Raw genomic sequence first — 12,835 nt, 5'->3', positions numbered from 1 at the left:
TGCGGGCATGGATCGGGCGGCGCGGGGTGCGGACACGGGCCGGGCGGTGGCGTCGTGAGCCTGCAACGGCGCAAGGACGACGCGGCCCGTCTCGCCCTGGAGCAGGCCGCGCGTCCGGTCGTGCCGTCGGACCTGCTCCTGCGGGCCACCGAGCGCGGCACGCGCGACCTGCGGCGGCGCCGGGCGCTGCGGCGGGCGGGGTGGGCGGTCGCGACGGTCGCGGTGATCGTGTTCCTGGTGTGGGCGTCGGTGGCGCACCCGTGGCAGGCTCCACCGGCGGACGTCACGCCGCCGGTGGAGGGGCTCTGACCCGGTTCCCGCCGCGGTCCTAGCCCAGGGCCTGCTTCAGGTCCGCGAGCAGGTCGTCGCCGGACTCGATGCCGACGGACAGCCGCACCAGGTCGGCGGGCACCTCCAGCGCGGACCCGGCCACCGAGGCGTGCGTCATGCGCCCGGGGTGCTCGATCAGCGACTCGACGCCGCCGAGGGACTCGCCGAGGGTGAACAGCCGCGCCCGGTCGCAGACCCGCACCGCGGCCTCCTCGCCGCCCCGGACCCGGAAGGAGACCATGCCGCCGAACGCCTTCATCTGCTTGGCGGCGACCTCGTGCCCGGCGTGCTCGGGCAGCCCCGGGTAGAGGACCTGGGTGACCTCGGGGTGGGCGCTCAGCATGTCGGCGACGCGCGTCGCGTTCTCGCTGTGCCGGTCCATGCGGACGGCGAGGGTCTTGATGCCGCGCAGCACCAGCCAGGCGTCGAAGGGCCCGGCGACGGCGCCCATCGCGTTCTGGTGGAAGGCCAGCTCCTCGGCGATTCCGGCGTCGTTGGTGACCAGGGCCCCGCCGACGACGTCCGAGTGACCGCCCATGTACTTGGTCGTCGAGTGCACGACGACGTCCGCGCCCAGCGCGATCGGCTGCTGGAGGTAGGGGCTGGCGAAGGTGTTGTCGACGACGAGCCTGGCGCCCGCCGTGTGCGCGACGTCGGCGACGGCCGCGATGTCGGTGATCCCGAGCAGCGGGTTGGAGGGCGTCTCGACCCACACCGCCTTCGTACGGGGCGTGAGCGCGGCCCGTACCGCCGCCGGGTCGGAGGTGTCGGCGACCGACCACTCCACGCCCCAGCGCGAGACGACCTTGGCGAAGAGGCGGAAGGTGCCGCCGTACGCGTCGTTCGGGATGACGACGTGGTCGCCGGGCGACAGGAGCGTGCGCAGCAGGCAGTCCTCGGCGGCGAGCCCGGACGCGAAGGCGAGCCCGCGCCGGCCGCCCTCCAGAGCGGCGAGGTTCTCCTCCAGGGCGGTGCGGGTCGGGTTGGCGCTGCGGCTGTACTCGTAGCCGCCGCGCAGGCCGCCCACCCCGTCCTGCTTGTACGTCGACACCTGGTAGATCGGCGGCACGACGGCGCCGGTCAGCGGGTCGGCGGTGTTGCCGGCGTGGATGGCGAGGGTCTCGAAGGCGCGCACGGTGCGGCTCTGCTCATCAGTCATGGGGCCGAGGGTAGTTCTCCCACCGGTCACCCGTGTCCGCTGTGCGCGACGGCGTCGCGGAATCGGCCGCCCGCGGAGGCCCGCGACGGCTGTCCGAAACGCCCGCGCCGGGTCCGGGGACAATGTCGGTATGGACATTCTCTGGTTCCTGATCGCGGTGCTCGTGCTCTTCGCCGCCCTCGGCCCCCTGCTGCTGCGCCGCAGGAGCGGCGGCATCCGGCTGGCCGCGCCCGGTTCGCCCGACGCGGCCGATCCGCAGGAGTACGGCTTCGTGCGGCAGGAGGCCCTGGACGTACGGCTGCCGGGCCCGGACCAGGACCTGCTGGACGTCCTCGACGTGGTGCAGCGCACGCAGGACTGGCGGGCGGCGCAGCAGTTGCTGGCCGGGACGCCGAAGGAGGGCGAGGTGCGCTGGCAGCGGGTGCAGGCCTTCGCGGGCGCCGCGTCCCTGGAACTGGCCCAGCGCCCCGGCGAGGGCGGCCGCTGGCTGCGCGACTGGCGCGCCGAGTCCCCCAAGGACGCGGGCGGCGCACAAGTTCACGCAGAATTCTTGGTGCAGCAGGCATGGCGCTCGTCCTCGGCGGACAAGGACGACTGGCGGATCATCCTGGAGGAGTCCCGTGACCTGTGCGCGCAGGCCGCCCTCCTGTCGCCGGGCGACCCGGTCCCGTACATCGTCGAACTGTCCATCGCGCGCGGACTCGCCTATCCCCGGCCGGAGTTCGACCGGCTCTGGGCGAAAGTGATCGACCGCGCACCGACGCATCTGGGGGCGCACCTGGTCGCCCTGCACTACCTCTCGGAGAAGTGGCACGGTTCGCGCGCCGAGTCGGACTCCTTCGCCACCATGGCCGCCTCCCGCGCCCCCCAGGGCTCGCTGCTGGCCGCGCTCCCCCTCTTCTCCGTCTACGACCACCTCCCCGAGGTGATCGTGGTCAACAGCTTCTACCGGAGCGCGGTGGTGACCCGGGCCGTCGAGGGCGCCCTGTTCGCGGTGCACGCGGCCCGTCCGGACGACCCGATGCTGGCGCACGTGCGCCACCTGCTGATCCTCTTCCTGGTCCGCTCGGAGCGCTGGGCGGAGGCGGTCCGGCAGATCGCGGCGGTCGACGGCTACGTGGGGGCGCTCCCCTGGACCCACAGCCCGGACCCGGCGGCCGACTACACCCTGCACCGCAATCTGGCGGTGGCGGGCTACGAGTCCAACGGCGGCAGCCCGGCGACACTGCGCCCGTGACGCTCCCCGGGCCCGTGGTCCCCGTCCGGGCCCGTGGCTTCCCCCCGGGCCCGTGGCTCCCGTCCGAGGGGCGGCCGGGAATCCGGGCCGCCCCTCCCCTGTTGTACGGATCGCCCCACCCCCGCTCCAGGAGGAACCATGCTCTTCGGCCGTACGCCGCAGCTCCCCACCCCCGAGCAGGCCCTCAAGGGCCGCACCACCCCCGAATTCGAGGTCCCCTCCCGCCACACGGTGCTCGGCAACCCGCTCCTGGGCCCCTACCCGGACGGCTTCGAGACCGCCGACTTCGGCCTGGGCTGTTTCTGGGGCGCGGAGCGGAAGTTCTGGCAGACCCCGGGCGTGTGGACGACCCTGGCCGGTTACCAGGGCGGCTCGACCCCCCACCCCGCCTACGAGGAGGTCTGCTCCGGCCTGACCGGCCACACGGAGGTCGTCCGGGTGGTCTTCGACCCCTCCGTCGTCTCCTACGCCGCCCTCCTGAAGCTCTTCTGGGAGTCCCACAACCCCACCCAGGGCTTCCGCCAGGGCAACGATGTGGGCACCCAGTACCGCTCGGCGATCTACCCGCACTCCCCCGCCCACCTCGCCGAGGCGGAGGCGTCCCGGGCCGCCTACCAGGAGGTCCTGACGGGCAACGGCTTCGGGAGGATCACCACCGAGATCCTCCCCGCCGCCGACAACCCCTTCTGGCCGGCCGAGCCGTACCACCAGCAGTACCTGGACAAGAACCCGGCGGGCTACTGCGGAATCGGCGGCACGGGCGTCTCCTGCCCGATCGGGGTGGCCCCGGCCGGAGAGCGGTGACACCGGAGGCGCTCGCCGCGCTGTGGCGGGAGCGGCGACCGGCGGGCCCGCCGGTCGCCCACACCTTCCGTACGGCGTATCCGGACCGGTGGGTGCGCTTCCACAGCCTTCCGGAATCGAAGCGCCACCCGGCCACGGAGGCCGAGTACGCGATTGTGCTCGACCGGTACAACACCGTGCTGGACGCGCTCTTCGCGGGCGGGGACGTGCTCGTGGTGACCATGGACTGGTCGTCCACCCCGGACGGCCCCGCCGGCCGGCCGTCGCCCCGGCGGGAACTCCATCCCGGCGGCGTCCGCTGGTGGACCGAGTCCGACCTGGACGACCCCGACCCCGAGTTCCACACCCACACCCGCCTGTACGCCGACCGGCGCGGGTGGGAACGCGGGTGCGTGGACGCGCTGCTGCGGGCCGTCGCGGACGAGGCACTCGTCGAGGTGTTCCTCACGGACCCGGATCTCCGCCGCATCCACCACCCCTACGACGGCGGGGCCGACGTCGTCCTCACCACCTCCGCGGAACGCGATGCCCTGCGCTCCCGCCATTCCGCGTGGCTGTCCACCCACCCCTCGGGGTGCTGACCCCGCGCGTCCGCCCGTACGGCGCCGGAGGGCGCACCGCTCAGCCCAGTTCGAGCGTCGAGATGCCGTAGAGGGCGGGGTGGTCGAGCCGGGGCGGGGCGGCCGTGTACATGCGGGAGGTCTCGAAGGTCGGGGTCAGGGCGAGTTGTTCGGCCAGGTGGACGGCGGCGGGGTTGGTGTCGGGGACGTCCAGGGCGATGGGGGTTTCCGTGGCCAGGTGGGTGAGGAGGCTGGCGGCGACGGCGGGGGTGTCGGCGTAGCAGGGGCCGATGCGGGAGCCCGTGACGCAGGCGCGGCGGACGGCGAGCCCGACGACGCGGCCGTCCTGGACGGCGGCGAGCGAGGCGCGGTGCGGGGCGGTGAGCCAGGCCGCGAGGAAGGTGTCGCGGGCCGTGGGGAAGAAGCGGCGGTCGTAGGCGGCGAGCAGGGCGAAGGGCAGGGCGGTGGCGTCGGTGAGGACGACGCCGGGCGGGGCGGGGACCGGGTCGGTGTTCAAGGTGCCCTCGTAGCGGGTGTTGGTCCAGGCCGAAGCGAACCCGGATTTGCGGTAGTTGGCCTGCTGGGCGACGACGCCGTCGAGGCCCACGGTGCGGCCGGCGACGCGGGCCATGCCGGCGTTCCAGACCTGGATGCCGTACCCCTGCCCGCGTACGTCGGGGCGGGCCAGGTAGAGGCCGAGGAAGGCGTGGTCGGTGCCGTAGCGGACCACCGAGATGCTGGAGACCGGGGTGGGGTCGCCGGGGCGGCGGGCGATCAGGAAGCCGTGCGGGTCGGCGGCGAAGAAGGGCAGGAGATCACCGCGTCCGGGATTCCAGCCTTCGGCCTGCGCCCAGGAACGGGTGGTGTGCAGGTCCTGCACGGCGGCGACGCCGATGGTGGTCTCGGGCGGGTTCGGGGTCATGCGGCGCTCCTCGGCCGGGGGGTCATGGGCAGGAGATCACTGCCCAGGAGGGGGGCGGGCGATTCGGGCTGCGGGGACGGCTGCCCGAAGGGCACGCCGTCAGGGGTGCGGGGAACCGCGCGGCCGGCCGCGCCGCACCCGTACGGGACCGGGACCGGGACCGGCCACACCCCCGTACGGGAACCACGCGGAGGCCGGGGTGCGAACCTCTCAGACCTCCGCCCCGACCGGCGCGTCCGACGGCCGCCGGCGCAGGACCCCCCAGGAGAAGAACGCCGCCCCCAGCATCACCCCCGCCGCCCCCAGCGCCGCCAGGTTGAGCCCGTCGGTGAAGGCGGTACGGGCGGCCAGGACGAGGGGCTCCCCGGCGGAGGCCGGCAGGCGGGCCGCCGAGGCCAGCGCGCCGCCCAGGGTCTCGCGCACCGGACCGGGGGCGAAGTCGGCCATGCCCCGCGTGTAGACCGCCGCCCCGATGCTGCCCAGGACGGCCATCCCCAGCGCGCCCCCGAACTCCGTGCCGGACTCCAGGACCGCCGCCGCCGACCCCGCCCGCTCGGGCGGAGCCGCGCCGAGGGCCATCTCGTTGGCCAGCGTCATCGCGACGACGATTCCGCCGACGTACAGCGCGCAGCCGGTCAGGACGTACCAGAGGGCGGAGTCCGCGGACACCCGGGTGAGCCAGAGGAAGCCCCCGGCGGCCAGCAGGAAACCGCCGGTCATGACGTACGCCCGGTCCACCCGTGCGGCGAGCGCCGCGCCCAGCGGGGCCAGGACGGGCACGACGGCGGACGGGACCAGGCTCCACAGGGCTGCTTCGAGGGGGCTCATGCCGCGCACCGACTGGAGGTACTGGGTGAAGAAGACCGCGAAGCCGACCGTGGCGAACATCGCGATGACGTTCGCGAGCATCGCCCCGCCGAACGTCCGCTCCCGGAGCAGCGGCAGGTCGATCATCGGGGAGGCGAGGCCGCGCTGCCTGCGCAGGAAGAGGAGGCCGAGTGCCAGGCCCGCCGCGACGGTGAGGAGGGGGAACAACTCGGGCCCGTTCTTGGCGAGTTCCTTGATGCCGTGGATCACGGGGAGCACCGCGGCCAGGGAGAGCGCCGCGCTCGCCAGGTCGAAGCGGCCCTTGGCGGGGGTCTTGAACTCGGGGAGGAGGAAGGGCCCGACGGCCAGCAGGACGAGCATGGCGGGCAGGTTGATCAGGAAGACCGAACCCCACCAGAAGTGTTCGAGGAGCAGGCCGCTGACGACCGGGCCGAGCGAGAGACCGGCCGTCAGGACGCCCGTCCACACCGTGATCGCCCTGGCCCGCTGACGCGCGTCGCGGAAGAGGTTGCGGATGAGGGCGAGCGTGGAGGGCATCAGGGTCGCGCCGCCGATGCCGAGCAACGCCCGTACCGCGATGAGTGCTTCGGGCGTCGTGGCGTACGCGGCGGCCGCCGAGGCCGCCCCGAAGGCCGCCGCGCCGCACAGGAGCAGCCTGCGCCGCCCGATGCGGTCGCCGAGCGCGCCCATGGTGATGAGCAGGCCGGCGAGCACGAACCCGTACACGTCCAGGATCCAGAGCTGCTGCGTGGCGCTCGGGCCGAGGTCGCGGCCGATGAAGGGGATCGCGAAGTAGAGGACGGAGACGTCCATCGAGACCAGGAGCAGGGGCAGCATCAGCACGCCGAGGGCGGTCCATTCGCGGCGGCCCGCAAGGGGGGCGGGCGGGGCGGGCGGGGGTGCGGTGGTGGGCATGGCGGCTCCCGAGAGGTGTGACGGGGGGTGTCTGTACGTCGTACGCGGACGGTGTGCGTACGACGTAAGCAGCCCGGGAACCGCCCGGCAATCGGTGACCTAGTGCACCCCGACCGTGAGCCGGTCAGGGCCCCTCGCACGGGGCGGGTGCACTAGTGCGGTGCACTAGTACGGTGAGGGCATGAGCCGTGAGTCGACGCCCTCCGCCCGCATCGCCGCCGCGATCCGCCGGCGCATCTCCTCCGGGGACCTCTCCCCCGGCGACCGGGTGCCCTCCACCCGGGAGATCACCCGCGAGTGGGGCGTCGCGATGGCCACCGCGAGCCGGGCGCTGGCGGCCCTCGCCCAGGAGGGCCTCGTCCGGGCGGTCCCCGGCGTGGGCACGGTCGTGGCCTCCCCGGCGTCCGCGGCGCGGCCCGCGCACGCCGCCGCGCCGGGTGCGCTCACCCGGGAGCGGATCGTGCGCACCGCCGTGGTCCTGGCCGACGCGGAGGGGCTCGCCATGCTCACCATGCGCCGGGTCGCCACCGAACTGGGCACCTCCACGATGGCCCTGTACCGGCACGTGCCCGGGAAGGCCGAGCTGGTGCACCTGATGTCGGAGGAGGTGTTCGCGGAGCGGCCGCTCGGCTCCCCCGGCCTGAACGGGTGGCGGCCCCGGCTCACGCACGCCGCACGGTGGTTGTGGCGGATGTACGTCCGGCACCCGTGGATGGCGCAGGCCATGGCCGCCCTCACCCGCCCGCAGGCCGCCCCGCACGCGATGCGGTACACGGAGTGGGTGCTGCACGCGCTGAGCGGGCAGGGGCTGACGCCGACCGAGATGATGCACGTCCACCTCACCCTGTTCGGGCACGTCCAGGGCCTGGCCGGGACCCTGGAGCTGGAGAACAGGGCCCGGCAGGACACCGGGATGTCGCCGGAGGAGTGGATGGCGGCGCAGGAGCCGCGCGCGGAGGAGGTGCGGGCGGCGGAGGGCTATCCGGTCCTGGGGTCGTACTTCGCCGCGGACGGGTTCGAGCTGAACCTGGAGAGCCTGTTCGCGTTCGGGGTGGAGCGGATCCTGGACGGGGTGGCGGTGCTCATCTCCCGCCGGGAGGGCGGGAACTGAGCATGCATCAGTCCTGCTGCGCCTGCGCCGAGCGCAGGTCGGCCGCGGTGCGGGAGGGGTCGTAGCCCTCCGGGACGCCGTCGACCAGGATGATGTCGCCGGGGAGGTGCTTGGTGCGCAGCGGGACGATCTCCTGGTAGGCGGGGGACGCGTACCAGTCGCGGGCCGACGGGAGGTCGGGGAAGGCGATCAGGACGGGTGCGCCGTGCCAGGAGCCCTCCAGCACCTCGTGCTCCGCGAAGTGGACGAGGAAGCGCCCGCCGAAGGGGTCGAGGGTGCCCTGCATGCGCTCGACGTAGGTGAGGACGTCGTCGTTGACCGGGCCGGGACCGATGTGGGCGATGGCGTAGGCGGTCATGTCTCGTTCCCTCCGAGGGGGTCGGCCGGGGGTGCGAACTCCGGCGTCGGTTTGGTGAGTCGCATCCTGCCGCAGGGGGGCGGGCGGGGTCGATGACGTACGGGGTAATGGCCCGGGTGCGCGAAAGGGCGGGCGCGCCCTTTCGCGAAGGGTGCACCCGCCCTCGTACGAGAGACGGAGCCGGGGAGGATCAGACCTCCGAGCCCGCCTTCCAGGCCGCCCAGTCCAGGTTCCAGCCGTTGAGGCCGTTGTCCGGCTTGATGGTCTTGTCCGGGGAGTTCTTCACGATGACGACGTCGCCGACCATCGAGTTGTTGAAGAACCACGCGCCCGGCGTGTTCGGGTCGTCCGCGCCCTGGGTGTCGCTCAGGCCCACGCAGCCGTGGCTGGTGTTGGCGCCGCCGAAGATCGACTTGGCGCCCCAGTAGTTGCCGTGGATGAAGGTGCCCGAGGTGGACAGCCGCATGGCGTGCGGGACGTCCTTGATGTCGTACTCGCCCTTGCCGTCGTCGTCCGTGAAGCCGACCGTCGCACCGTCCATGCGGGTCTCCTTGAACTTCTCGGAGATCACCATCTTGCCGTTGTACGTGGGGTTGTCCGGCGAGCCGGCCGAGATCGGGATGGTCCTGACGACCTTGCCGTCCTGGGTGACGGTCATCTTCTTGGTCTTGACGTCGACGGTGGAGACCTGGTTGCGGCCCACGGTGAACTTCACCGTCTTGTCCTGCACGCCCAGCACGCCGTCGGCGCCCTCGACGCCGTCCAGCTTGAGCTTCATGGTGACCTCGGAGCCGCCCTTCCAGTAGTCCTGGGGACGGAAGTCGAGGCGCTGGGCGTCGAACCAGTGGCCGACGACCTCCTGGCCGCTGCTGGAGGTGACCTCGATGCCCGCCTGCACGGCCTTCTTGTTCGTGATCGCCTTGTCGAAGCGGATCGAGACCGGCATGCCCACGCCGACCTTGGAGCCGTCCTCGGGCGTGAAGTTGCCGATGAAGCTGTTCTTGGGCGAGACCGTGGTGAAGGAGCGGTTCTCGTGCGCCTTGCGGTTGTCGCCGTCGACGGCGGTGGCGCTCAGCTTGTAGACCGTGGCGCGCTCCAGGCGGGTGTCCGGCTTCCAGCTCGTGCCGTCGGCGGCGATGGTGCCCTTGACCTCCTTGCCCGCGGCGTCGGTCAGCTTGACCTCGGTGAGCTTGCCGTCGGCGACGGTGACCTTGGCGTCGTTGTTGATGCCGACGTTGGTGGCGCCCGACTTGGGGGAGATCTCTATTCGGGCCTTGGAGGTGTCCTTGGCGGCTGCCGCGTCGGACTGCTCCTGCGACTTCTTCGCCCCGTCGGCGTCGCTCTTCCCGCCGTCGCCCTTGCCGTCGTCGCTGCAGCCCGAAAGCACCAGCACGCCGCCGAGCAGCGCGGACGCGTACGCCAGTCCCCTGCGCCGCTTGCTGTTCGTGATCACACGCTTCTCCATCGTTGCTGTCTCCCCGCGGATTCCCCGCCGCCGCCGGGGCGCGGTCACCGGACCCCGGACCCGGACCCCGGACCCGGAACCCGCCGGGCGCACTTCCCCTGCCAATGCTGTTACAACCCACAATCCGACGCCGCCGTTCCACTTTTGGGCAAAATGTGGGCAACACCACTCGTCGGAGTCACGGGCGAGGACCCGCGCCCAGCCGACGCTACGCCGCCCCTTTTGCCCCTCATCGGGCGGGGTCATGCCTGGGATGGGAGGGTTTCGGGCCGCCTTTTCGGGGCCGGAGGAGGGCCGGCGGGGGTCCGGCGCGCGGCCGGAACGAAGAATTCCGGCCTCTCACGCCTTTCCTCCGGCCCGCTGTTTTCATTAGCATCGGCGCGCACGACCAATTCGCGGGTGCCTCAAGGGGGATCGATACCGTGACCGCACTCCGACCACTGCTCACCGCCACCGCCGCCGGCGGACTGCTGGCCGCGCTGTGGTTCGTACCGTCGGCGAACGCGACGGTGGAAGTCCCGCAGGCGAAGGGCCGGGACCAGGCCCACACCCAGGACCGGAGAGAGACCCGCCCCGCCGCGCACGGGCCGAACGCCGACGCCCCGGGCAAGGCCGTCCACGTGGACGGCACGGGCGGCGGCGCCGCCCCGGACCAGAGGCTCGCCCTCGCCGACACCGGCAGCGTCGACACCACCCCGTACCTCATCGGCGGGACGGCCTTCCTCGGGATCGGCGCGGGCTTCGTGACGTACTCGGTACGCCGTCGGGGCACGTCGCCCGCCTGACCGGGCCCTACGAGGGCCGGGCGGAGCTGCGCGGGACCGGGTCCTCGCCCTCGTCCAGCGCCGCCAGGTGCTCGTTCATGGTGAGGTGCAGGTCGTTCAGGAAGGCCTCGAACTGCTGGAGCTGCTCGGCCGGGTAGCGGGCCAGCATCCGGCCGACGCGCTCGCCCAGCGGCCGGAAGAAGTCGTCCGTCAGCTCCTGGACGCGGGCGCTGCCGCGCAGCGTGATGATCCGCCTGTCGGTGTGCTCGCGGGTGCGGACGACATGGCCCGCCTTCTCCAGCCGGTTGAGCAGGGCGGTGGTGGCGCCGGACGAGAGCTGGATGCGCTCGCTGAGCCGGGCCGGGGACAGCGGCGCCCCCCGCTCCTCGCCGTACAGGATCTGCACCAGGGCGTGGGCGTCGGTGGTGTGCAGGCCGAGCCAGGTCGCGAACCGGCGGGCCACCTCCTGGTAGTCCGCGCCGTACAGCCGCAGCCCCTCGGTCAGGCGGTCCTGCTGGCCCTCGGCGCCCTCGGGGGCGGTGGGGCCGCGTTGTTGGAGCTTCGTGCGTCGCACGCGTCCGGCCGCGTCAGTGGGTTCGTGCTGCGTCACGTCCATCGAGGCAGTCCGCTTCTCTCTTCGGTCTTTTCGGCCAGTACGTACGCCTCCGCCCCGGCCGGGATGCCGACCGGGGTGTGCGTGCCGCCCAACCTAACCGGCGACCGGGGCCCGCTGGTCCGCCTCCTCCGCCGAGGTGGCCGCCCGTACCCCCGCCGAGGGGATCAGCGCGGTGGCGATCAGGCCGAGGACGACGAAGGCCGCGGCGACGTAACCGCCCAGCGCGATGCCCTCGGTCATCGCCCAGCGGGCGGCGTCGGCGGCCGGCGCGGTCCGCGGGCTGTCCGCGAGGGGGCCGATCGCCGCGCCCGCGCTGTCGGTGACGGCCCGGGTGAGCTCGCCGGCGTGCCCGGCGGGCAGGCCGAGGCCGTCCAGCCGGTCGCCGAGCTTCTCGCCGAGGGTGGTGAAGAAAAGCGTGGTGAGGACCGCGATGCCGAGGGCCGAGCCCAGTTGCCGGAAGGCGCTCTGAATGCCGGAGCCCTGACCGGCGCTGTTCTCCGGGATCTCGGCGAGGACGACGTTGGTCACCTGGGCGGTCGCGAAGCCGACGCCGATTCCGTACAGGAAGAGCACGAGGGCGACCGTCCACCAGGGGCTGTCGGCGGCGGCGATCAGGCCGAGTCCGGCCAGCCCCACGACTTCGAGGGCGAGGCCGATGCGCAGTTGGTGGAGGGCGTGCACCTTGGCGGCGAGCCCGAAGCCGACCCCGCTGGCGACGAAGCTGCCGACCGCGATGGGCACGAGCGCGAGACCCGCCTGCACGGCGCTGTAGTCGAGCGTGAACTGCAGCCACAGCGGCAGCACCGCGACGATGCCGAACTCCCCGAGCCCGATGATCAGCGTCGCGACGTTGCCGTTGCGGAAGGAGGAGATCGAGAACAGCCGTACGTCCATGAGCGCCCGGGACGGGTCGCCGCCGCGGGTGATCGCGGACTGGCGCAGCACGAAGGCCGTCAGCGAGACGGCCGAGAGGACGAGGGCGACCAGGACGGGCGAGGGCCCGCCGGCCCAGCGCAGGCCGAAGAGGTCGAACGGGCGGGTGGTGGCGAACCAGCCGTGGTTGCGCCCCTCGACCAGGCCGAAGGCGAGGAGACCGAGGCCGAGCACGGAGAGGACCGCGCCGGCGCCGTCGACGCGGCCCTTCGTCCTCGGCGACGGCGCCAGGTACAGCACCGCGCCCACCGCGATGAGGACCGACAGCGGGACGTTGATGCCGAACGCCCAGCGCCAGGTGGCGTGTTCGGCGAGCCAGCCGCCGAGGAGGGGCCCGAGCGCGGAGGCCGCGCCGATGGTGGACCCCCAGACGGCGAAGGCCTGGCCGCGGGCCCTGCCGGTGAAGGTGGCGTTGAGCAGGGAGAGGGAGGTCGGCAGGATCATCGCCGCTCCCGCGCCCTGGAGGAAACGGGCGACGACCAGCAGCTCCCCGTTCGGGGCGAGCCCGGCCAGGACGCTGGTCGCGCCGAAGGCCACGACACCGGCGATGAAGACGCGGCGGGCCCCGACCAGGTCCGCGAACCGGCCGACGAGGAGGAGGAGCGCGGCGAAGACGATCGCGTACGACTCCTGGATCCACTGCGCCTGCCCGGAGTTGACGTCGAGGTCCTCGATGACCGAGGGGACGATCACGTTGACGATGGTGGTGTCGACGACGATCAGGGCGACGCCGAGGGCGATGGCGACGAGCCCGATCCAGCGCCGGGCCGCACGGGGGGCCGGGGCTGCGGGGGCTTCGCCGGGGGCGGGGGGATCCTGGCTCACGTTTCCTC

General features: G+C 73.1%; 13 protein-coding genes. 6 read left to right on the top strand and 7 right to left on the bottom strand.

The annotated features are described in order from the left end of the window. Window positions 1-54 precede the first annotated feature (54 nt). A complete protein-coding gene (locus ACZ56L_RS20560; protein WP_345228739.1) occupies window positions 55-309 on the top strand; it encodes a hypothetical protein in 255 nt (84 codons plus the stop codon). A gap of 19 nt (window positions 310-328) precedes the next feature. Here ACZ56L_RS20560 and ACZ56L_RS20555 read toward each other — a convergent pair whose 3' ends face one another. Beyond that, window positions 329-1,489 carry a cystathionine gamma-synthase gene (locus ACZ56L_RS20555; protein ID WP_471065456.1) on the bottom strand — a complete coding sequence of 387 codons (1,161 nt, stop codon included), beginning with the start codon at window positions 1,487-1,489 and terminating at the stop codon, window positions 329-331. 130 nt (window positions 1,490-1,619) lie between these two features. Between ACZ56L_RS20555 and ACZ56L_RS20550 the strand changes: the two genes are divergently transcribed. The 3 genes from ACZ56L_RS20550 to ACZ56L_RS20540 all read left to right on the top strand — a co-directional run bounded on the left by ACZ56L_RS20550 (window position 1,620) and on the right by ACZ56L_RS20540 (window position 4,111). Continuing rightward, window positions 1,620-2,726 (top strand): hypothetical protein, encoded by a 1,107-nt coding sequence (locus ACZ56L_RS20550; RefSeq protein WP_468686263.1) that lies wholly within the window; start codon window positions 1,620-1,622, stop codon window positions 2,724-2,726. A 138-nt stretch (window positions 2,727-2,864) separates the two neighbouring features. Continuing rightward, on the top strand, window positions 2,865-3,530 hold the full coding sequence (msrA, locus tag ACZ56L_RS20545; protein ID WP_345228742.1) for a peptide-methionine (S)-S-oxide reductase MsrA: 666 nt from the start codon (window positions 2,865-2,867) through the stop codon (window positions 3,528-3,530). Next, window positions 3,527-4,111, top strand: a complete 585-nt coding sequence (locus ACZ56L_RS20540; protein ID WP_345228743.1) for a DUF3885 domain-containing protein — start codon at window positions 3,527-3,529, stop codon at window positions 4,109-4,111. The genes msrA and ACZ56L_RS20540 overlap by 4 nt, the downstream gene beginning before the upstream one ends. Window positions 4,112-4,151: 40 nt before the next feature. Here the strand turns inward: ACZ56L_RS20540 and ACZ56L_RS20535 are convergent, their stop codons facing one another. Together ACZ56L_RS20535 and ACZ56L_RS20530 are read right to left on the bottom strand one after the other, a co-directional pair. Further along, the gene (locus tag ACZ56L_RS20535; RefSeq protein WP_468686264.1) at window positions 4,152-5,012 is read right to left on the bottom strand and encodes a GNAT family N-acetyltransferase; all 861 of its coding nucleotides are present in this window, start codon (window positions 5,010-5,012) and stop codon (window positions 4,152-4,154) included. A 210-nt stretch (window positions 5,013-5,222) separates the two neighbouring features. Then, the gene (locus ACZ56L_RS20530) at window positions 5,223-6,755 is read right to left on the bottom strand and encodes an MFS transporter (RefSeq protein ID WP_471065454.1); all 1,533 of its coding nucleotides are present in this window, start codon (window positions 6,753-6,755) and stop codon (window positions 5,223-5,225) included. Between the two features lie 181 nt (window positions 6,756-6,936). Here ACZ56L_RS20530 and ACZ56L_RS20525 point away from each other — a divergent pair, with 181 nt between their 5' ends. Next, on the top strand, window positions 6,937-7,866 hold the full coding sequence (locus tag ACZ56L_RS20525; protein WP_345228746.1) for a TetR/AcrR family transcriptional regulator C-terminal domain-containing protein: 930 nt from the start codon (window positions 6,937-6,939) through the stop codon (window positions 7,864-7,866). A 7-nt stretch (window positions 7,867-7,873) separates the two neighbouring features. On the opposite strand, the gene ACZ56L_RS20520 is transcribed toward ACZ56L_RS20525, so the two are convergent. Continuing rightward, window positions 7,874-8,224, bottom strand: a complete 351-nt coding sequence (locus ACZ56L_RS20520) for a DUF1330 domain-containing protein (RefSeq protein WP_401756514.1) — start codon at window positions 8,222-8,224, stop codon at window positions 7,874-7,876. 190 nt (window positions 8,225-8,414) lie between these two features. Then, window positions 8,415-9,689, bottom strand: a complete 1,275-nt coding sequence (locus ACZ56L_RS20515) for a L,D-transpeptidase (protein ID WP_345228748.1) — start codon at window positions 9,687-9,689, stop codon at window positions 8,415-8,417. A 422-nt stretch (window positions 9,690-10,111) separates the two neighbouring features. Between ACZ56L_RS20515 and ACZ56L_RS20510 the strand changes: the two genes are divergently transcribed. Beyond that, window positions 10,112-10,474 carry a hypothetical protein gene (locus ACZ56L_RS20510; RefSeq protein WP_468686266.1) on the top strand — a complete coding sequence of 121 codons (363 nt, stop codon included), beginning with the start codon at window positions 10,112-10,114 and terminating at the stop codon, window positions 10,472-10,474. A gap of 7 nt (window positions 10,475-10,481) precedes the next feature. On the opposite strand, the gene ACZ56L_RS20505 is transcribed toward ACZ56L_RS20510, so the two are convergent. Further along, the gene (locus ACZ56L_RS20505; protein WP_468686267.1) at window positions 10,482-11,069 is read right to left on the bottom strand and encodes a MarR family winged helix-turn-helix transcriptional regulator; all 588 of its coding nucleotides are present in this window, start codon (window positions 11,067-11,069) and stop codon (window positions 10,482-10,484) included. Window positions 11,070-11,162: 93 nt separating this feature from the next. Further along, complete coding sequence (locus ACZ56L_RS20500; RefSeq protein ID WP_471065450.1) at window positions 11,163-12,827, bottom strand: DHA2 family efflux MFS transporter permease subunit; 1,665 nt, start codon at window positions 12,825-12,827, stop codon at window positions 11,163-11,165. Window positions 12,828-12,835: the final 8 nt, after the last annotated feature.

The organism is Streptomyces sp. NPDC039736, from assembly GCF_055596485.1.
The sequence above is the reverse complement of the archived record's forward strand: the minus strand, read 5'-3'. Positions and strand labels throughout refer to the sequence as shown.

Excerpts from the sequence above, each read along its gene's own strand:
- ACZ56L_RS20535 (WP_468686264.1), bottom strand. The coding sequence starts at position 5,012 with ATGACCCCGAACCCGCCCGAGACCACCATCGGCGTCGCCGCCGTGCAG.
- ACZ56L_RS20550 (WP_468686263.1), top strand. The coding sequence starts at position 1,620 with ATGGACATTCTCTGGTTCCTGATCGCGGTGCTCGTGCTCTTCGCCGCC.
- ACZ56L_RS20515 (WP_345228748.1), bottom strand. The coding sequence starts at position 9,689 with ATGGAGAAGCGTGTGATCACGAACAGCAAGCGGCGCAGGGGACTGGCG.
- ACZ56L_RS20555 (WP_471065456.1), bottom strand. The coding sequence starts at position 1,489 with ATGACTGATGAGCAGAGCCGCACCGTGCGCGCCTTCGAGACCCTCGCC.
- ACZ56L_RS20530 (WP_471065454.1), bottom strand. The coding sequence starts at position 6,755 with ATGCCCACCACCGCACCCCCGCCCGCCCCGCCCGCCCCCCTTGCGGGC.
- msrA (WP_345228742.1), top strand. The coding sequence starts at position 2,865 with ATGCTCTTCGGCCGTACGCCGCAGCTCCCCACCCCCGAGCAGGCCCTC.
- ACZ56L_RS20520 (WP_401756514.1), bottom strand. The coding sequence starts at position 8,224 with ATGACCGCCTACGCCATCGCCCACATCGGTCCCGGCCCGGTCAACGAC.
- ACZ56L_RS20525 (WP_345228746.1), top strand. The coding sequence starts at position 6,937 with ATGAGCCGTGAGTCGACGCCCTCCGCCCGCATCGCCGCCGCGATCCGC.
- ACZ56L_RS20505 (WP_468686267.1), bottom strand. The coding sequence starts at position 11,069 with ATGGACGTGACGCAGCACGAACCCACTGACGCGGCCGGACGCGTGCGA.